Genomic DNA, 17,228 nt, shown 5'->3' on the forward strand with positions numbered 1-17,228 from the left:
AAAGGAATCCGCCATGACCCAGGCTCTGGCCGATATGCGTCGCGACTACACCCGTGACGGTTTGACCGAGGCGCAAGCCCCGGCCGAGCCGTTTGCGCTGTTTCACCAGTGGTTCGCCGATGCGGTGAAAACCGAGCAGGCGCCGGTGGAAGCCAATGCCATGACCCTGGCCACGGTCGATGCCGACGGTCGTCCGCATTGCCGCATTCTGTTGCTCAAGGGCCTGGACGAGCAGGGCTTCACCTTCTTCACCAACTACGACAGCGCCAAGGGCCAGCATCTGGCGGCAAACCCGTTTGCCGCCATGACCTTCTTCTGGCCCACCCTGGAGCGCCAGGTGCGCATCGAAGGGCGGGTGGTCAAGGTCACGGCGCAAGAGTCCGACGCGTATTATCAGGTGCGTCCGCTGGGTAGCCGCCTCGGCGCCTGGGCCTCGCCGCAGAGCCGGGTCATCAACGGTCGTGGCGAACTGGAGGATTTGCTCAAGGCCACCGAGCAACGCTTCAGCGACAGCCAGCCGCACTGCCCGGAACATTGGGGCGGTTACCGCTTGTTGCCTGAGCGCATCGAGTTCTGGCAGGGCCGTCCGAGCCGCCTGCACGATCGCCTCAACTACCGCCTCCAGGGCGCCGAGTGGATTCTGGAACGTCTGGCACCCTGAGCAGTCTACCGAGCGAGATAAACGCGGATGGCGCAGGATCGTTGATTTGCCGCTACCTTGAGTGGACGCTCGCGGGCATCTGTACCAGGCCTGAATGGAAGCCAATTTTATCCGGATGGTGTCGTGACAGGCGCCAGGCCACGGGGTTTAATGAACACATGTTCTTTTGGAGTTGATGCTATGCGTAAGTCTGTTCTGCTGGTTGCTTCCTTTTCGACGATGGCGATGTTGCTGACCGGCTGCCAATCGAGCCTCACCGGCGACTCCTACTCCCGTGACGAAGCGCGTCGTGTGCAGACGATTCGCATGGGCACCATCGAATCCCTGCGACCGGTAAAAATCGAAGGCACCAAGACCCCGATCGGCGGCGCAGCAGGCGCAGTGGTCGGCGGCGTCGGCGGCAGCGCTATCGGCGGCGGCAAGGGCAGCATTGTGGCTGCGGTCATCGGCGCAGTGGCCGGCGGCCTGCTTGGCTCGGCCACCGAAGAAGGCCTGACCCGCACCCAGGGCGTGGAAATCACCGTCCGCGAAGACGACGGCAGCATGCGCGCCTATGTGCAGCAGGTTCAGGAGAATGAAGTATTCCGCGTTGGCGAGCGGGTACGGATTTCCACCGTTGGCGGAACCAGCCGCGTTTCGCACTAAGCGGGAAGCCGGGTAAAAGAAAACCCCGATCAGGTGACTGGTCGGGGTTTTTCTTTGTTTGTGAATTGCTCATTCAGTATGTTGCGCAGGTGCCCATGAAGTATTCGAGGCCCTTTGGAAAACTGACGTTGAGCAGGTTTTCCAATGCGGTTACCTGATCCTGAGTCAACAACAGCTCGCCGGGTTCCACCTCATCCAAGGGCTTTGATTCAATGAGCTGAGCCACTTTTTCATTCATCTCGCTGCCTGTGATATCCAGCTCGAATTGCAAGGAGTCGTCTTGGGCTTCGTCAGGGAAAAAACCGGTAATTAAAAGAAAGTGCATGGAGCTAATACTTCCGGGGCTGTTAGCCGTAATCAAACGAAATTTGATAGTCGTGAACTCTCAAATCGATTTGATGTTGAAAATACGGCTGAATGGTGGCGAGCCAATTTTGAGCGACGTTGAAACTGCCATTGTTGATGTTGTCCGCGGCGGGAATCCCCAAGGCGTTTAACACTGACTCGTCACCACCCAGGTCTTTTGACGACTCTTCCCCCTGAAACTCCAAGGTTGCTGTGTCGTACCATTCCAATCTCAGTTCCAGTCCCATCTACCATTGATCCCGGTAAACGAACGATACCTGATAGTCGTAAGAAGAAAATTGAATGGAATGCTGGAAGTGGGGCTGGAGAGTCTTGATCCAATCGGCTTTTACATCAAATCCGCCGTTATTGAAGCTTTTCGACGGTAGGCCTAATGCTTCCATTAATGAGCCGTCCTCGCCAAAGTCTTTCGACAGTTCCTCCCCCTCACCCAGTTCGGTTTGTTGGTCGTACCATTCGAGTCTGGCTTTGAGTCCCATGTAATCCTCATAAATATTTTTTAATACTACGGTTTTTTTTGGGTGGATCTATCTGTTCACCAGTTCTGTGGTCGTAAGAGCCTAAATGGCTGCCATCACTTGCGCGGTAGCCTTCAAGCTCGCCGTGTAAATAGTCCCATTCATAAATTATTCGGCCTTTTGCATTGATCCAGCGATCCCGGAGCCCACCGTTGAACGGCGTTTTCTTTTTTGCTCTTCTTAAATCGGGAAAGGCTGTGATATCCGACGTTTCGGGAGCGGTGTGATAGGTATGTCCCGCTTCAGCGGTGCCTTTCGCAGAGCTGACAACGATGTAAATCGGTTTTACACCCGAGTCTGTGGGAAACACCAGAATGAAATCTTTGTACTCCGGCGGATAAAGCGGATTCACCAGTATCCCGTCCGCCGCCTTCGTCGGTGGATACACCCAGATATGCGGTGCCTGCGGTGCGGCCTCCAGTGCTGGAATGCCGAGAATGTCCGAGCCATCCACCGCCGGGGTCCAGAGCAGTTCGACGCCTTCACCCAGATCGGCAACGAACCGGTCGCCACGCGCAATGAACTGCACGACATCGACCATTTCCCAATCGCGGTTCTTACCGGTGTAGAAACCGTAACCCTTGAGGCTGCCATCGGCCTGTTGCTCGACGCGCAGGCGCACGCGGGTTCGGGCTTGTTTGAGTGTGCTCAGTTGCTCATCGGTGTAGAGCGCGCTGTCGCCCAGGCTGGATGGCATCAAAAGCGCAATCAGCCCCACCAAAGTCGCAGCCGCCGCAGGGGAGGCGAGCGCCGGTAGCACTTCAAAAGCCGAGCCTGCCAAGGCCAGACTGCCGAACCCGACCGGGATGGTGTTGGCGCTGATTTTCTTGAGAGGAATGCCGCCGCTTGCGTCGGCTTCGCGAGCGCCGAGCAGGATCAGCTCGCCGTAATCCTTCAGGCTGTCGGTCGGCACCATGCCGGAAGGATTGCTGTAATCGATAATCGCATCCGGCAACTTGCAGGACTTGGCGAATACACAGCCGGCACGCACGGCTTCAGGTTTTTTCGCAGCCACTTCACGGCTGCGCTCGAACGCCTCCTGCCGCGCCAGCATCGCGTCGTAAGCGTTTTGCCCGGCTTCGCGCTCGGCCAGTTCTGCGGCCGTCATATACCGCCAGGTAACGTGATGCCCGTCGCCCTGCGGTGGGTTTTGCACCCGGGGAATGTCCTTGTTCCGCGCCACTGATCGTCCCTTCGTTCATCATCGACAGCCCCTCGGAAAGGGGCTGCACGACGTTATCGAAGCGGAGAAAGTGTGGCTGTAGGACGGGTCGCTAATGACGTGGGGATTGTTCGCTGCGTAACTGTCAGGCGGAGAATCTGTGGCGAGGGCCAAGCTCCCTCGCCACAGGGGTCATTGCAGTTGTGAATTCTTGCGACTCGCCGCCGCCGTCACCGCATAACCAATCACCGCCGCGAGAATCGAGCCGGTGAGGATGCCCATGCGATCCATGCCGGCGTAATCACTCACGCCCGGTTCGAAGGCCAGCGAGCCGACGAACAGGCTCATGGTGAAGCCGATGCCGCAGAGGATTGCCACGCCGAGGACCTGACCCCAGTTGGCGCCTTGGGGCAGGGCGGCGATGCCAATCTTGACCGCCAGCCAGGTCAGGCCGAACACGCCGATGGTCTTGCCCAGCAGCAGGCCGATGGCGATGCCCATCGGTACGTCGTGGGTGAAGCTTTCGACGGTGACGCCGCTCAGTGACAGGCCGGCGTTGGCGAAGGCGAACAGCGGCAGGATGCCGTAGGCGACCCAGGGGTGCAGCGCGTGTTCGAGGGTCAGCAGCGGCGACGACTCGGCGTTTTTCGTGCGCAGTGGAATGCAGAAAGCGAGGGTCACGCCGGCCAGTGTCGCGTGGACACCGCTCTTGAGCACGCAGACCCAGAGGATCAGGCCGATGATCATGTACGGCCCGAGCTTGACCACGCCGAGCCGGTTCATCGCCACCAGCGCGGCAATGCACGCAGCCGCCAGGCCAAGGGACAGGGTCGAGAGTTCGCCGGAATAGAAGATTGCGATGATGACGATGGCGCCCAGGTCATCGATGATCGCCAGGGTCATCAGGAACAGTTTCAGCGACACCGGAACGCGTTTGCCGAGCAGGGCCAATACGCCGAGGGCGAAGGCGATGTCGGTGGCGGTCGGAATGGCCCAGCCGCTCAGGGCGGCGGGGTTGTCGCGGTTGAGGAACCAGTAGATCAGCGCCGGCACCAGCATGCCGCCGATCGCCGCTGCGCCGGGCAGGACGATCTGCGAAGGCTTGGACAATTGGCCGTCGAGCACTTCGCGTTTGACTTCCAGACCGATCAGCAGGAAGAACATCGCCATCAGGCCGTCATTGATCCACAGCAGCAGGGGTTTGGCGATTTTCAACGCGCCGATCTGCGCCACCACCGGGGTGTCGAGCAGGCCGGTGTACAGCCACGACAGCGGTGAGTTGTTGATGATCAGCGCGAGAACGGCTGCGGCGATCAATAGCAGACCGCTGGCGGCTTCCAACTGAAAGAAACGCGTGAAAGTGCTACGCAGAGGCAAGGTCGCTCTCCATCGAATCAAGAAAAAGGTGAAACACCCTAACCCGTACCGTTAGTTGTTAAAACAAAAGTTATATTCTTTTTTGTTATATGTCGTTACAGGCTGTCTGGCTCGGGCAGCACTGAGCCTAGCAGTTGCCCGACACATTGAGACTCAGCTGTATCTTTGCCGTCTGCGGGATTTTTCCTAAGCTTGCGGCAGACCTTTTTCAGGAGACCGACCTCCTGGCTGATTCAATGAGAACCGAAACCATGAGCGACAACCGACAGTGGGCACGCGAAGCCATCCGCATCATCGAGGCGGACTTCCAGCGCAGCGCCGACACCCACCTGATCCCTTTGCCGCTGCCCGGTTTTGCCGGCATCGAGTTGTATTTCAAGGACGAATCCAGCCACCCGACCGGCAGCCTCAAGCATCGCCTGGCCCGTTCGCTGTTCCTTTACGCGCTGTGTAACGGCTGGCTGAAACCCGGCGCGCCGGTGATCGAGGCATCCAGCGGCTCGACGGCGATTTCCGAAGCGTATTTCGCGCGCATGCTCGGATTGCCGTTTATCGCGGTAATGCCGGCGACGACTTCGAAAGAGAAGATTGCCCAGATTGCCTTCTACGGTGGCCAGAGCCATCTGGTGCAGGATCCGACGCAGATCTACGCCGAATCCGAGCGCCTGGCCCGCGAGCATGGCGGTCACTTCATCGATCAGTTCACCTACGCCGAACGTGCCACCGACTGGCGAGCGAACAACAACATCGCCGAGTCGATCTTCCAGCAGATGCGCTACGAAAAGCACCCTGAGCCGACGTGGCTGATTTCCAGCCCCGGCACTGGGGGGACTACAGCAACCCTCGGCCGTTACGTGCGCTATCGCCAGCACTGTACCCGCGTGTTGTGTGCCGATGCCGAGCGTTCGGTGTTCTTCGATTTTTACCAGACGGGAGATGCCAGCCTGCGTCTGGATTGCGGTTCACGCATCGAAGGCATTGGCCGGCCTCGGGTGGAAGCGTCGTTTCTGCCCAAGGTGATCGATGCGATGGTCAAAGTGCCGGACGCCCTGTCGCTGGCGGCCATGCATTACCTGGCGCAGCGTTTAGGGCGGCATGTCGGCGGGTCGAGCGGGACCAATCTGATCGGTGCGCTGATGGCGGCGCAACAGATGAAAGCGGCGGGGCAGTCGGGGTCGATCGTGGCGATCCTGTGCGATGGCGGCGAGCGTTATGCCGACACGTATTACGATCAGCAATGGCTGAAGGCGCAGGGTTATGAACTGGGTGATTTGATTGCAGCGGTGGCGGCGAGTGCCGAGCGCGGGGAGGCGCTGCCGACCTCGGTGCTGCGCGCGAATATCTAAAGCTCAACGCAGAAACCACTGTGGGAGCGAGCCTGCTCGCGAAGGCGGAATCACATTCAACAACTTCGTTGAGTGACAGACCGCTTTCGCGAGCAGGCTCGCTCCCACAGGGTTTTGTGTTGGGTCAGCTGATGCTGATCAGGCTTCCAGTCCGAGGATATCGCGAGCCACTGCCTCGGCAATGCGAATCCCGTCAACACCCGCCGAGAGAATCCCGCCGGCATAGCCCGCGCCTTCACCGGCCGGGAACAGGCCTTTGACGTTCATGCTCTGCAGCGACTCGTTGCGGGTGATGCGCAGCGGCGATGAAGTGCGCGTCTCGATGCCGGTCAGCACGGCGTCGTGCAGCGAATAACCGCGAATCTGCTTCTCGAACGCCGGCAAGGCTTCACGGATCGCCTCAATGGCAAAGTCCGGCAGCGCCAGCGCCAGATCGCCCAAGGCCACGCCCGGCTTGTACGACGGCTCGACTTCGCCCAGCTCGGTCGATGGAATGTCGTTGATAAAGTCGCCAACCAGTTGCGCCGGAGCCTTGTAGTCGCTGCCGCCCAGAATGAACGCGTGGGATTCCAGGCGCTCCTGCAACTCGATACCGGCGAGCGGGCCGCCCGGATAATCGACTTCCGGGGTAATGCCGACGACGATGCCGGAGTTGGCATTGCGCTCGTTACGGGAGTACTGGCTCATGCCGTTGGTGACCACGCGATTGGGCTCGGACGTCGCCGCGACCACGGTGCCGCCCGGGCACATGCAGAAGCTGTAGACCGAACGCCCGTTCTTGGCGTGGTGCACCAGCTTGTAATCGGCAGCACCAAGTTTCGGGTGGCCGGCGTACTTGCCCAGGCGCGCGCGGTCGATTAGCGATTGCGGGTGCTCGATGCGGAAACCCACCGAGAACGGCTTGGCTTCCATGAACACGCCACGGCTGTGGAGCATGCGGAAGGTGTCGCGGGCGCTGTGGCCGAGGGCCAGAACTACGTGTCTGGAGTGCAGGGTTTCGCCGCTGGCCAGTTGCACGCCGACCAGTTGGTCGTCTTCGATCAGCACGTCGCTGACGCGCTCCTGGAAGCGCACTTCACCGCCCAGTGCGCGGATCTGCTCGCGCATGTTTTCGACCATACCGGTCAGGCGGAACGTACCGATGTGCGGCTTGCTGACGTAGAGGATTTCTTCCGGTGCGCCGGCCTTGACGAACTCGTGCAGGACTTTGCGGCCGAGGAATTTCGGGTCCTTGATCTGGCTGTAGAGTTTGCCGTCGGAGAACGTGCCCGCGCCGCCTTCGCCAAACTGTACGTTGGACTCGGGATTGAGCACGCTTTTGCGCCACAGGCCCCAGGTGTCCTTGGTGCGCTGACGGACTTCGGTGCCGCGTTCGAGAATGATCGGTTTGAAGCCCATCTGCGCCAGCAGCAGGCCGGCGAAGATGCCGCACGGGCCGAAACCGACGACGATCGGCCGCTGACCGAGATCGCTCGGTGCCTGGCCGACGAATTTGTAGCTGACATCCGGCGCCACGTTGACGTTACGGTCGTCGGCGAACTTGCCCAACACTCTGGCCTCGTCGCGTACGTTGAGGTCGATGGTGTAGATGAAGCACAGTTCGGAGGACTTTTTGCGCGCGTCATAGCTGCGCTTGAACAAGGTGAAATCGAGCAGATCATCGCTGGCGATGCCCAGACGCTGCACGATTGCGGCGCGCAGGTCTTCTTCGGGATGGTCGATTGGCAGCTTGAGTTCAGTGATTCGTAACATGGCGGGGATCCGGATTCGCGGGGCGCACAACTGCGCCAGGGCGTTTGAAGGCGGCGATTATAAGCCGCCGCGAGCGGATCCGTGGGGGAAAAACGATCAGTCGTTACGCGCGCCGCCGAAATAGCCGCAGCCGCGCTGGACCTGGCCGTCGATACGCAACTCGGCGCTCATATGCTGCACGCTGCCGGTGCTGCTGTCGACGCAGCGCTGTGGCGCAACCCACAATTCGATGCGCTGGTTGTTGGCTTCGCTGCTGAGATTGAAGCGGCCGTCGCCCAGTTGCTCTTCCACATACGGCACGGCGAGTGGAGCCTGGCCGTCGCGCTCGATGACCATGCCTTTGCCGCTGACCTTGACGTTCCATTCCGGGCCATGGCCGGCAGCGCGCAGGATCAGCAGTTTGAAATTCGGATCGTCGCAGGCCGTGCCCGAGCGCTCGACGCGATACAACTGGCCGAGGTCGAGACGGTCGCCGGAGACCTTGCCGCGCACATCGGCAAACAGCTTGCCCTGCTCGTCGGCAAGGGTGGCGGCCTCTTGCAGGACGCTGGTGCCGCCGATGTCGTTGACCACCAGTTGCCGCTGATCCTGGCACGGCTGGAACACCAGTTTGCCGTCGGCGGCGGTCAGTTGCCCCTGCATGCGCGTCTGCCCGGCATGGGACACACTTTCACGCTGGCCGTCGAACAACTGGCAGGCGGCAAACATCGGCAGTAGGGCAACGAGGACGAACGAACGGGCAACACGCATCTTTGGCTCTCCAGACAAGTGCTGCCACGTTACTGAGGCTGAGTGCCTATCACAAGGTCTGGTCTGCCACTATTGAGTCGGGCGTGGGAGCCCCGCATAGTCTCATGCACGTTTTTTGATGGATCAGGGAGTGTTAAATGAAATGGAAAATTGCGCTGTTGCTGTTGGCATCTGCAAGCGCTGTCAGCGTCCAGGCAGCCGATTTGGCTTTCTCGTCAGGGGTTGATTTCACAAAGATGGTAATGCTGCTCAAGGATGATCAGGGGCCCAATCCGGATCTTGTCGAACTGTCCCTGGTGTTGACACCCGTAGCCACTGAGAGGGCTAAGGCAATCAGTCATGAGGCGATGGGCCAGCCATTGAATCTTTCGATCAACGGCCAGCACATTTCCACGGCGACAGTGCGATCCGAGCTGGGCGGGGAGTTCAGGATCTCAATGTCGCGGTCTGTCGCCAAACGGCTTTTACCTACCCTGATCGATTAATCATTCAGGCCACGTGAAACGTCTGACCGGTTTGCAGGCCTTCGACACTTTTCGCGTAGGCCAATGCCACTTCCGCGGCAGGAACCGGCTTGAAGCCACGGAAGTAGGGCGCGTATTTGCCCAAGGCTTCGGTGAGTACGGTCGGGCTCACCGAGTTCACCCGCAGGCCACGCGGCAGTTCGATGGCGGCGGCGCGGACGAAGCTGTCGATGGCGCCGTTGACCAGCGCTGCCGAGGCGCCGCTGCGAATCGGATCGTGGCTGAGCACGCCGGTGGTAAACGTGAACGAAGCGCCATCGTTGGCGTACTCGCGGCCGATCAGCAGCAGATTGACCTGACCCATCAGTTTGTCTTTCAGGCCGAGGGCGAAGCTGTCTTCGGTCATGTCGTCCAGCGCTGCAAACGTCACGTTGCCCGCCGCGCAGATCAGCGCATCGAACTTGCCGGTCTGTTCGAACAGCTTGCGGATTGAGGCGCTGTCGCTGATATCCACTTGCAAGTCACCGCTGTTACGACCGATACGAATGACCTCGTGGCGTTGCGACAATTCTTTGTCCACCGCTGAGCCGATGGTGCCGCCTGCGCCTATCAACAGAATTTTCATCGTGCTGTACCCCATGTGTGTGAATGAGGTTTCAGTCTAGGGTGGTTTTTTCAGCGGATAAGCGCACTAATAGGCAACCTTTGGTTTTCAATTGGAAACAATCCATGAGCGAAATGGATGATCTCGCCGCGTTCGCTGTGCTGATCGAGGCCGGCAGTTTCACCCTTGCGGCGCAGCAGTTGGGCTGCAGCAAAGGCCAGTTGTCCAAGCGCATCAGCCAGCTCGAAGCGCAGTTCGGTGTGGTATTGCTGCAACGCACCACCCGGCGCTTGAGTCTGACGGCGGCGGGGGCGGCGCTGCTGCCGCAGGCCCAGGCGCTGGTGGTCCAGGTCGAACGCGCACGGCAGGCTTTGGCGCGGTTGAAGGACGACATGGCCGGCCCCGTGCGCATGACGGTTCCGGTGTCGCTCGGCGAGACCTTCTTCGATGGCTTGCTGCTGGAGTTTTCCGGGCAATACCCCGAGGTGCAAATCGAGCTGGAGCTGAACAACAGCTATCGCGATCTGTCGCGCGATGGCTTTGATCTGGCGATTCGCGCCGAAGTCGCCAATGACGATCGGCTGGTGGCCAAGCCGTTGTTGGCGTGGCACGAAATGACCTGCGCCAGCCCGGCCTACCTCGAGCGCTTCGGCGAGCCGGCGACGCCCCATGCCTTGGCCGAGCATCGTTGTCTGCTCAACAGCCATTACAGCGGTCGCGAAGAATGGCTGTATCACCAGCAGCACGAGTTGTTGCGGGTGCGGGTTTCGGGTCCGTTTGCCAGCAATCACTACAGCCTGTTGAAGAAAGCAGCGCTGTCCGGCGCCGGCATCGCCCGTTTGCCGTCGTATCTACTGCAAGCGGAACTGGCTGACGGCCGCTTGCGCTGGTTGCTGCGCGATTACCAGACCCGACGCATGCCGATGTATCTGGTGCACCCGTATCAGGGTGGATTGCCCAAGCGCACGCAGGTGTTGGCGGATTATTTGATGGGCTGGTTCAAGCGCAGTGGCGAGGCGCTGGATCGACTCCAGCGCTGACACCGAACCTGTGTAGGAGCTGCCGAAGGCTGCGATCTTTTGATTTTTAGAAGCAAGATCAAAAGATCGCAGCCTTCGGCAGCTCCTACAGTTTCAGGTCAGCCTTGGCATCGGCGGGCAATCAGGTGATCGATCGACAGTTTGCCCGGCCCGGTCGCCATCAGGTACAGCAACACCGCCGCCCAGGTGCCGTGGGTCGGGTAGGCATCCGGGTAGACAAACAGTTGAATGGTCAGGGTCATGCCGAGCAATGCCAGCGCCGAAAACCGTGTGGCGAAGCCGAGCAGGATCAGCAGCGGAAACACATGTTCGGCAAACGCCGCCAGATGCGCGGCAATTTCCGGCGACAGCAGCGGCAGGTTGTACTCGCTCTGAAACAGCGGAATCGTCGAGTCGGCCAAACGCGGCCAGCCCAGTTCAAAGGTGCCGTCAATCAAATCGACGGCCAGGCCTTCGACCTTGGTTTGCCCGGATTTCCAGAACACCGCAGCGATGGAAAAACGCGCGATGAAGGCAATCAGGCTGTGCGGGATTTTTTCCAACAGCGCGATGACGCGCGGGATAAAAGCGTTCATGGCAACTCCTTGTAATTCAGCTGGGTGATCGCGTTATGCGCAATCAGTAAGGCGAGGGTTTGCGCGAGATCGAACGGCGGGCTGTTTTCTGCCGCCGCGAGCAGTGGCGAGCCCTGGAGCAGATGACCAATGAACACGCTCGCACCCGCCTCAAGAGCGAACACCTCAACGTCGAGACCGTTGCGCAGCACCAGGGCATGCTGGCCTTGATGGAGGCCAATGCCCGCGAGACTTGGCTCCTGCTGATGCGCGGCCCAGATCGCCACCACCGCAAAAGCAGAGTCGAGCAGGTGCAGCGAGGGATGGAGTTCGAAACACAGTTCACTCAGCGTCTGCGGATCGGCCAGCGCGGCACTGACTTGTTCAGGCCGGATCGGCTGCGCATCGGCGGCGTGGTAGGCAACAGTACGCAAGTGCTCCAGTCGCGCGACGTCTGCGACATAAGGCACGCCGGCAATGGGTTCGAATTGTGCGATGAAGTCGGCGAAGTCCTCGCCATAGAGGCTCATCAACGGACTGTGAGGCGGCTGACTCTGGACGAAAATCGCCGCCATGGCGCGGAAGAATTCCTCGCCGACCAATTGCAGCACCACCGGATAACTGTCGGCCAGGGCATTGATCAGCGAGCTTTGCACGTTGTTGCGATAGACCGCGAAACGCCGCGACGGATCAGCGCCATTGCGGCTGCACAGGCCCTTGGGATGCGGCAGTTGCGCATTGAGCAGGGCGGCGGCGAAGTCCGCTTGCGTGCTCATGCCGCACGCTCCGCGCGGCGCAACAGCGTCTCGGCTTGCTGCGCTTCGGCGAGCAAGACGTCGAAGGCCGGCACCTGATTATCGCGTTCGATCAACGTCGCCACCGGGCCGATACGTTGCAGCACTTGCCGGTACAGATCCCAGACGGCCTGATCAACCGGCGCGCCGTGATCGTCAATCAGCAAGCGGTCGCCAAGGTTGTCGCAATCTTCAGCGAAGCCGGCCAGATGAATCTCGCCGACTGCGTGCAGCGGTAACGCATCAAGGTAGGCCGACGGATCGCGCTGATGATTGATGCACGACACGTAGACATTGTTGACGTCGAGCAACAAGCCGCAGCCGCTGCGGCGGATTACTTCGGCGATGAACTCGGCCTCGTCGATCGTCGAGTGCTCAAACCCCAGATAGGTCGCCGGGTTCTCCAGCAGCATCGGTCGCTTCAGAGTGTTCTGCACCTGGTCGATGTGCGCACAGACGCGGTTCAGCGTCGGCGTGTCGTAAGCCAGTGGCAGCAGGTCATTGAGGAACACCGGGCCGTGGCTCGACCATGCCAGATGTTCGGAAAAGGCTTGCGGTTGATAGCGCTCGATCAGCTCGGCGAGGCGTTTGAGGTGCTGGCTGTCCAGCGGGCCTTCGCCACCGATCGACAGTCCAACGCCATGCAGTGACAGCGGGTACTGTTCGCGAATCAGACCGAGAAAATGATGAAACGGGCCGCCGGCCACCATGTAGTTTTCGGCGTGGACCTCGAAGAAACCGAGGTCCGGTACGGAGCCGAGCACATCAAGGAAGTGCCCGGTCTTGAGCCCCAGCCCGGCGCGGGCAGGGAGCTCGGTGCGAGCTGCCTGAGTGCGCGGCAGGGACGGTTCGTGATGACTGAACATGGGCGTCACTCAGGCAGGCCGTGGATCAGGACTTGGCTTTGAAGGCTTCGAGCTGACCGAAACCGGTCGGCGAGGTTTTGCTCTCGGTGGTGGCGCAGGTGCCCTTCGGAACGAGCTTCCAGGCGTTGGCCTGATAGTCCATTTTCGCCGTGCCGGCGCAGGTGGTGCCGGCACCTGCGGCGCAATCGTTCTTGCCTTTCAGGGCTACGCCGAAGCATTTTTCCATGTTGGCATCAGCGGCCTGAGCGGTGGAGACAGTGGCGATGCTCAGAGCGGAACCGAGGGCCAGAACCAGGGCGGTAGCGGACAGGGTACGGGTAGTCGCAGTCATGATGTTTCTCCAGTTTTTATCAGGGTTTCTGCAAGCGGTTTGCGCTTGCTTGTCCCTCTAGAGAACGGGTGGGGGGATGCGTTACAGGTGGGGCGAGAAATTTATAAAAAATTTCGGATTCAGCAGTATCCCTGTGGGAGCGAGCCTGCTCGCGAAGGCGGTGTGACATTCAACATTATTGGTGCGTGATACATCGCTTTCGCCAGCAGGCTCGCTCCCACAGAGGATCGGTGTTTTTCGTTTGGGCATAAAAAAACGGCCCGAAGGCCGTTTTTCTGTGCAGCGATAACACTCAACCGCCGAGGTACGCCTCGCGCACTTTCGGGTCGGTCAGCAGCGCTTCACCGGTGCCTTGCATGACCACGCGGCCGTTCTCCAGAACGTAGGCGCGGTCGGCGATTTTCAGCGCCTGGTTGGCGTTCTGCTCGACCAGGAACACCGTCACACCGTCCTTGCGCAGCTGTTCGATGATGTCGAAGATCTGCTGGATGATGATCGGCGCCAGACCCAGCGATGGCTCGTCGAGCAGCAGCAGCTTGGGCTTGCTCATCAGTGCACGGCCGATGGCGAGCATCTGCTGTTCGCCGCCGGACATGGTGCCGCCGCGCTGGTTGAAACGCTCTTTCAGGCGTGGGAAAAGTCCGAGGACCTTGTCCATCTGTTCCTGATAGTCGCCCTTGTCGGTGAAAAATCCGCCCATCGACAGGTTTTCTTCCACGGTCAGACGGGCAAACACTCGACGACCTTCCGGGACCACGGCGATGCTCTTGCGCATGATCTGCGACGAGTCCTGGCCGACCAGTTCCTCACCCATGTAGCGGATGCTGCCGCTGTGCGCCTGCGGCGAACCGCACAGCGTCATGAGCAGCGTGGATTTGCCGGCACCGTTGGCGCCGATCAGCGTCACGATCTCGCCCTGACGGACTTCGACGTTGACGCTGTGCAGGGCCTGGATCTTGCCGTAGAAGGTGGAAACGTTTTCGAACTGCAGCATTTACGCTTCCCCCAGGTAGGCTTTGATCACTTCAGGATTGTCGCGGATCTGTTCCGGCGTGCCGTCGGCCAGCGGCGTGCCCTGGTTGATCACGACGATGTGGTCGGAAATGCTCATGACCAGTTTCATGTCGTGTTCGATCAGCAGCACGGTGACGTTGTGCTCTTCGCGCAACACACCGATCAGCGCCTTGAGGTCTTCGGTTTCCTTCGGGTTCAGGCCGGCGGCCGGTTCGTCGAGCATGAGAATCCGCGGGCGGGTCATCATGCAGCGAGCGATTTCCAGACGCCGTTGCTGGCCGTAGGCGAGGGTGCCGGCGGTGCGGTTGGCGAACTCTTTGAGGTTGACCTTTTCCAGCCAGTACTCGGCAAATTCCATGGCCTCGCGCTCGCTTTTGCGGAACGCCGGGGTTTTGAACAGGCCGGACAGGAAGTTGGTGTTCAAGTGACGGTGCTGGGCGATCAACAGGTTCTCGACCGCAGTCATGTCCTTGAACAAGCGCACGTTCTGGAAGGTCCGCACCACGCCTTTGAGGGCGATCTTGTGGCCCGACAGGCCCTGGATCGGCTCGCCGTCGAGCAGGATGCTGCCGCCGGTAGGCTGATAGAAGCCGGTCAGGCAGTTGAACACGGTGGTCTTGCCGGCGCCGTTCGGGCCGATCAAGGCAACCACCTGCTTTTCCTTGACGGTCAGCGCCACGCCGTTGACCGCGAGCAAGCCGCCGAAGCGCATGCTCAGATTTTCGACTTTAAGGATCTCGCGGCTCATTTGCGCAACTCCATGTGTGGGCGTTGCATCGGCAGCAGACCTTGTGGACGCCAGATCATCATCAGCACCATCAGCGCACCGAACATCAACATGCGGTACTCGCTGAACTCACGCATCATTTCCGGCAACAGGATCATCACGATCGCCGCCAGAATCACACCCAATTGCGAGCCCATGCCACCCAATACGACGATGGCGAGGATGATCGCCGACTCGATGAAGGTGAACGACTCCGGCGTTACCAGCCCCTGACGTGCAGCAAAGAAGCTGCCGGCGAAACCGGCGAACGCAGCACCCAGGGTGAACGCGGAGAGCTTGATCACGGTCGGGTTCAGGCCCAACGCGCGGCAGGCGATTTCGTCTTCACGCAGTGCTTCCCACGCACGGCCGATCGGCATGCGCAGCAGACGGTTGATCACGAACAGCGCGGCCAGTGCGAGCAACAGCGCAACCAGGTAAAGGAAGATCACCTTGTTGATCGAGTTGTATTGCAGGCCGAAATACTCGTGGAACGTCTGCAGGCCTTCGGCGGCTTTGCGCTCGAAGGTCAGGCCGAAGAACGTCGGTTTTTCGATGTTGCTGATGCCGTTCGGGCCACCGGTGATGTCGGTCAGGTTACGCAGGAACAGACGGATGATCTCGCCGAAACCCAAGGTCACGATCGCCAGATAGTCGCCGCGCAGACGCAACACCGGGAAGCCCAGCAGGAAGCCGAACGTCGCCGCCATCAGGCCGGCAATCGGCAGGCAGATCCAGAAGCTCAAGCCGTAGTAATGCGACAGCAGCGCGTAGCTGTAGGCGCCGACGGCGTAGAAACCGACGTAGCCCAGGTCAAGCAGACCGGCCAGACCGACGACGATGTTCAGGCCCAGGCCGAGCATCACGTAGATCAGGATCAGCGTTGCGATATCCACCGCGCCACGGGAGCCGAAGAACGGCCAGACCAGGGCGATCAGAATCAGCGCAATGATGAAATAGCGCTGGGTGGTTGGCAGGGTCAGGAAGTTGCTGGCCTTGGCCGGGATCAGCGGCATGCCCGGCGAGGAGCGCCAGGCCTTGCTGATCTGCTGGTTGAACAGCACGCGCAAGAACATCAGCACCGAGCAGATCGCGATGGTCGCAAGTACCGCAGGGCTGGTGTTGTGCACTTCCAGATTGATGCCGACGATGGTCAGTTTCAGACCCAGTACCGGGTAGGCCACCGCCCACACCAGCAAGGCACTGAACAGTGCCTGTTTAAGATTCCTAGTCATACTTTCTCAACCTCCGGACGGCCCAGAATGCCGGTCGGACGGAACAACAGCACCAGAACCAGCAGGCCGAACGCAACGACGTCCTTGTACTGGTCGCCGAAGATATCGGCACCGAACGCTTCCGCTACACCGAGCACCAGGCCGCCGAGCATTGCCCCGGGGATGCTGCCGATGCCGCCCAGTACCGCAGCGGTGAAGGCCTTGAGGCCGACGAGGAAACCGGCGTTAGGGTTGATCACGCCGTATTGCATGCTCAACAGCACGGCAGCGACCGCCGCCAGCGCAGCACCGATGACGAAGGTCAGGGCGATGATGTTGTTGGTGTTGATGCCGAGCAGGTTGGCCATCTTGATGTCCTCGGCACAGGCGCGGCAGGCGCGGCCCAGACGGGAACGGGAGATGAACAGGGTCAGGCCGAGCATGGCGATCAGGGTCACCACGAACACCACGATCTGCATGTAGGAAATCAGCACTTCTTGTGCGCCACCCGGACCGAAGGCGAAGTTGCCCGGGATCAGGTTGGGGATAGCTTTGTCCTTGGAGTCTTGCGCCAGCAGAACAGTGTTCTGCAGGAAGATCGACATACCGATGGCAGAAATCAGCGGGATCAGACGGTTACTGCCGCGCAGGGGGCGGTAGGCGATCCGTTCGATGCTGTAACCGTAGGAACTGGTCACGACGATGCTGGCGATGAACGCCGCGGTCATCAACAGCGGGACACTGTCGAGTCCCATCATGGTCAGCCCGGCGATGGCGATGAAGGCCACGTAGGAACCGATCATGTACACCTCGCCGTGGGCGAAGTTGATCATTCCAATGATGCCGTAGACCATCGTGTAGCCGATGGCGATCAGGGCATACATGCTGCCAACGTTGAGGCCGTTAACCAGCTGTTGGAAGAAGTGATAGAGGTCAGGCATTACAGCGCTCCTAAAAACCTGTACGCATTTCACTGGTGGAGTCATTTTCCCGCCCGGCCCCGT

Annotated in this window: 21 protein-coding genes; 5 read left to right on the forward strand and 16 right to left on the reverse strand. The window is 60.2% G+C overall.

From position 1 onward, the window contains the following. Positions 1–13: 13 nt before the first annotated feature. Positions 14–661 (forward strand): pyridoxamine 5'-phosphate oxidase, encoded by a 648-nt coding sequence (gene pdxH / locus J2Y39_RS01410; RefSeq protein WP_024011915.1) that lies wholly within the window; start codon positions 14–16, stop codon positions 659–661. A gap of 180 nt (positions 662–841) precedes the next feature. Next, positions 842–1,306 carry a glycine zipper 2TM domain-containing protein gene (locus J2Y39_RS01415; RefSeq protein WP_016771369.1) on the forward strand — a complete coding sequence of 155 codons (465 nt, stop codon included), beginning with the start codon at positions 842–844 and terminating at the stop codon, positions 1,304–1,306. A gap of 73 nt (positions 1,307–1,379) precedes the next feature. On the opposite strand, the gene J2Y39_RS01420 is transcribed toward J2Y39_RS01415, so the two are convergent. From J2Y39_RS01420 to nhaA, 5 genes are all read right to left on the reverse strand, one after another. Next, complete coding sequence (locus J2Y39_RS01420; protein WP_122705009.1) at positions 1,380–1,631, reverse strand: pyocin S6 family toxin immunity protein; 252 nt, start codon at positions 1,629–1,631, stop codon at positions 1,380–1,382. Positions 1,632–1,653: 22 nt separating this feature from the next. Next, the gene (locus tag J2Y39_RS01425) at positions 1,654–1,899 is read right to left on the reverse strand and encodes a colicin E3-like toxin immunity protein (RefSeq protein WP_095180547.1); all 246 of its coding nucleotides are present in this window, start codon (positions 1,897–1,899) and stop codon (positions 1,654–1,656) included. After that, complete coding sequence (locus J2Y39_RS01430) at positions 1,900–2,151, reverse strand: colicin E3-like toxin immunity protein (protein WP_095180548.1); 252 nt, start codon at positions 2,149–2,151, stop codon at positions 1,900–1,902. It lies immediately after the preceding gene. A gap of 7 nt (positions 2,152–2,158) precedes the next feature. Further along, on the reverse strand, positions 2,159–3,373 hold the full coding sequence (locus tag J2Y39_RS01435; protein ID WP_310214619.1) for an S-type pyocin domain-containing protein: 1,215 nt from the start codon (positions 3,371–3,373) through the stop codon (positions 2,159–2,161). 171 nt (positions 3,374–3,544) lie between these two features. Continuing rightward, complete coding sequence (gene nhaA / locus J2Y39_RS01440) at positions 3,545–4,729, reverse strand: Na+/H+ antiporter NhaA (protein WP_041478038.1); 1,185 nt, start codon at positions 4,727–4,729, stop codon at positions 3,545–3,547. A 251-nt stretch (positions 4,730–4,980) separates the two neighbouring features. On the opposite strand from nhaA, the gene J2Y39_RS01445 reads away from it, so the two are divergent. Continuing rightward, positions 4,981–6,075 (forward strand): PLP-dependent cysteine synthase family protein, encoded by a 1,095-nt coding sequence (locus J2Y39_RS01445; RefSeq protein WP_041478037.1) that lies wholly within the window; start codon positions 4,981–4,983, stop codon positions 6,073–6,075. A gap of 138 nt (positions 6,076–6,213) precedes the next feature. On the opposite strand, the gene J2Y39_RS01450 is transcribed toward J2Y39_RS01445, so the two are convergent. Continuing rightward, on the reverse strand, positions 6,214–7,827 hold the full coding sequence (locus J2Y39_RS01450) for an NAD(P)/FAD-dependent oxidoreductase (protein ID WP_256810515.1): 1,614 nt from the start codon (positions 7,825–7,827) through the stop codon (positions 6,214–6,216). Between the two features lie 96 nt (positions 7,828–7,923). After that, positions 7,924–8,577 (reverse strand): COG3650 family protein, encoded by a 654-nt coding sequence (locus tag J2Y39_RS01455; RefSeq protein WP_252868910.1) that lies wholly within the window; start codon positions 8,575–8,577, stop codon positions 7,924–7,926. Between the two features lie 137 nt (positions 8,578–8,714). Here J2Y39_RS01455 and J2Y39_RS01460 point away from each other — a divergent pair, with 137 nt between their 5' ends. After that, entirely contained in the window at positions 8,715–9,062 is a 348-nt protein-coding gene (locus J2Y39_RS01460; RefSeq protein WP_252868911.1) for a hypothetical protein, read from the forward strand. Between the two features lie 4 nt (positions 9,063–9,066). Here J2Y39_RS01460 and J2Y39_RS01465 read toward each other — a convergent pair whose 3' ends face one another. After that, positions 9,067–9,666: a short chain dehydrogenase gene (locus tag J2Y39_RS01465; protein ID WP_252868912.1), complete on the reverse strand. Its 600-nt coding sequence runs from the start codon at positions 9,664–9,666 to the stop codon at positions 9,067–9,069. Positions 9,667–9,770: 104 nt separating this feature from the next. Here J2Y39_RS01465 and J2Y39_RS01470 point away from each other — a divergent pair, with 104 nt between their 5' ends. Continuing rightward, positions 9,771–10,685: a LysR family transcriptional regulator gene (locus tag J2Y39_RS01470; RefSeq protein ID WP_056783386.1), complete on the forward strand. Its 915-nt coding sequence runs from the start codon at positions 9,771–9,773 to the stop codon at positions 10,683–10,685. A 98-nt stretch (positions 10,686–10,783) separates the two neighbouring features. Here the strand turns inward: J2Y39_RS01470 and J2Y39_RS01475 are convergent, their stop codons facing one another. From J2Y39_RS01475 to livH, 8 genes are all read right to left on the reverse strand, one after another. Continuing rightward, positions 10,784–11,260 carry a DoxX family protein gene (locus J2Y39_RS01475; RefSeq protein WP_252887416.1) on the reverse strand — a complete coding sequence of 159 codons (477 nt, stop codon included), beginning with the start codon at positions 11,258–11,260 and terminating at the stop codon, positions 10,784–10,786. Beyond that, a complete protein-coding gene (locus J2Y39_RS01480; protein WP_252887417.1) occupies positions 11,257–12,015 on the reverse strand; it encodes a DUF2063 domain-containing protein in 759 nt (252 codons plus the stop codon). Before J2Y39_RS01480 ends, J2Y39_RS01475 begins: the two co-directional genes overlap by 4 nt. After that, on the reverse strand, positions 12,012–12,899 hold the full coding sequence (locus J2Y39_RS01485) for a DUF692 domain-containing protein (protein ID WP_252887418.1): 888 nt from the start codon (positions 12,897–12,899) through the stop codon (positions 12,012–12,014). The genes J2Y39_RS01480 and J2Y39_RS01485 overlap by 4 nt, the downstream gene beginning before the upstream one ends. Before the next feature lie 25 nt (positions 12,900–12,924). Beyond that, positions 12,925–13,230, reverse strand: coding sequence for a DUF2282 domain-containing protein (locus tag J2Y39_RS01490; RefSeq protein ID WP_041478029.1), 306 nt, complete (start codon positions 13,228–13,230; stop codon positions 12,925–12,927). A gap of 292 nt (positions 13,231–13,522) precedes the next feature. Next, positions 13,523–14,224, reverse strand: a complete 702-nt coding sequence (locus tag J2Y39_RS01495; protein WP_003222380.1) for an ABC transporter ATP-binding protein — start codon at positions 14,222–14,224, stop codon at positions 13,523–13,525. Further along, positions 14,225–14,992 (reverse strand): high-affinity branched-chain amino acid ABC transporter ATP-binding protein LivG, encoded by a 768-nt coding sequence (gene livG, locus J2Y39_RS01500; protein ID WP_310214638.1) that lies wholly within the window; start codon positions 14,990–14,992, stop codon positions 14,225–14,227. After that, positions 14,989–16,245: a high-affinity branched-chain amino acid ABC transporter permease LivM gene (locus J2Y39_RS01505; protein ID WP_016771356.1), complete on the reverse strand. Its 1,257-nt coding sequence runs from the start codon at positions 16,243–16,245 to the stop codon at positions 14,989–14,991. The genes livG and J2Y39_RS01505 overlap by 4 nt, the downstream gene beginning before the upstream one ends. After that, positions 16,242–17,165, reverse strand: a complete 924-nt coding sequence (gene livH, locus J2Y39_RS01510) for a high-affinity branched-chain amino acid ABC transporter permease LivH (protein WP_016771355.1) — start codon at positions 17,163–17,165, stop codon at positions 16,242–16,244. Before livH ends, J2Y39_RS01505 begins: the two co-directional genes overlap by 4 nt. Positions 17,166–17,228: the final 63 nt, after the last annotated feature.

The sequence above is a fragment of the Pseudomonas sp. 2957 genome (assembly GCF_031456345.1).
Classification (GTDB): domain Bacteria; phylum Pseudomonadota; class Gammaproteobacteria; order Pseudomonadales; family Pseudomonadaceae; genus Aquipseudomonas; species Aquipseudomonas siliginis.

Excerpts from the sequence above, each read along its gene's own strand:
- J2Y39_RS01495 (WP_003222380.1), bottom strand. The coding sequence starts at position 14,224 with ATGCTGCAGTTCGAAAACGTTTCCACCTTCTACGGCAAGATCCAGGCC.
- J2Y39_RS01430 (WP_095180548.1), bottom strand. The coding sequence starts at position 2,151 with ATGGGACTCAAAGCCAGACTCGAATGGTACGACCAACAAACCGAACTG.
- pdxH (WP_024011915.1), top strand. The coding sequence starts at position 14 with ATGACCCAGGCTCTGGCCGATATGCGTCGCGACTACACCCGTGACGGT.
- J2Y39_RS01460 (WP_252868911.1), top strand. The coding sequence starts at position 8,715 with ATGAAATGGAAAATTGCGCTGTTGCTGTTGGCATCTGCAAGCGCTGTC.
- J2Y39_RS01505 (WP_016771356.1), bottom strand. The coding sequence starts at position 16,245 with ATGACTAGGAATCTTAAACAGGCACTGTTCAGTGCCTTGCTGGTGTGG.
- J2Y39_RS01420 (WP_122705009.1), bottom strand. The coding sequence starts at position 1,631 with ATGCACTTTCTTTTAATTACCGGTTTTTTCCCTGACGAAGCCCAAGAC.
- J2Y39_RS01450 (WP_256810515.1), bottom strand. The coding sequence starts at position 7,827 with ATGTTACGAATCACTGAACTCAAGCTGCCAATCGACCATCCCGAAGAA.
- J2Y39_RS01475 (WP_252887416.1), bottom strand. The coding sequence starts at position 11,260 with ATGAACGCTTTTATCCCGCGCGTCATCGCGCTGTTGGAAAAAATCCCG.
- J2Y39_RS01485 (WP_252887418.1), bottom strand. The coding sequence starts at position 12,899 with ATGTTCAGTCATCACGAACCGTCCCTGCCGCGCACTCAGGCAGCTCGC.
- J2Y39_RS01465 (WP_252868912.1), bottom strand. The coding sequence starts at position 9,666 with ATGAAAATTCTGTTGATAGGCGCAGGCGGCACCATCGGCTCAGCGGTG.
- livH (WP_016771355.1), bottom strand. The coding sequence starts at position 17,165 with ATGCCTGACCTCTATCACTTCTTCCAACAGCTGGTTAACGGCCTCAAC.
- livG (WP_310214638.1), bottom strand. The coding sequence starts at position 14,992 with ATGAGCCGCGAGATCCTTAAAGTCGAAAATCTGAGCATGCGCTTCGGC.
- J2Y39_RS01480 (WP_252887417.1), bottom strand. The coding sequence starts at position 12,015 with ATGAGCACGCAAGCGGACTTCGCCGCCGCCCTGCTCAATGCGCAACTG.
- J2Y39_RS01490 (WP_041478029.1), bottom strand. The coding sequence starts at position 13,230 with ATGACTGCGACTACCCGTACCCTGTCCGCTACCGCCCTGGTTCTGGCC.
- J2Y39_RS01415 (WP_016771369.1), top strand. The coding sequence starts at position 842 with ATGCGTAAGTCTGTTCTGCTGGTTGCTTCCTTTTCGACGATGGCGATG.
- J2Y39_RS01455 (WP_252868910.1), bottom strand. The coding sequence starts at position 8,577 with ATGCGTGTTGCCCGTTCGTTCGTCCTCGTTGCCCTACTGCCGATGTTT.
- J2Y39_RS01425 (WP_095180547.1), bottom strand. The coding sequence starts at position 1,899 with ATGGGACTGGAACTGAGATTGGAATGGTACGACACAGCAACCTTGGAG.
- J2Y39_RS01470 (WP_056783386.1), top strand. The coding sequence starts at position 9,771 with ATGAGCGAAATGGATGATCTCGCCGCGTTCGCTGTGCTGATCGAGGCC.
- J2Y39_RS01445 (WP_041478037.1), top strand. The coding sequence starts at position 4,981 with ATGAGCGACAACCGACAGTGGGCACGCGAAGCCATCCGCATCATCGAG.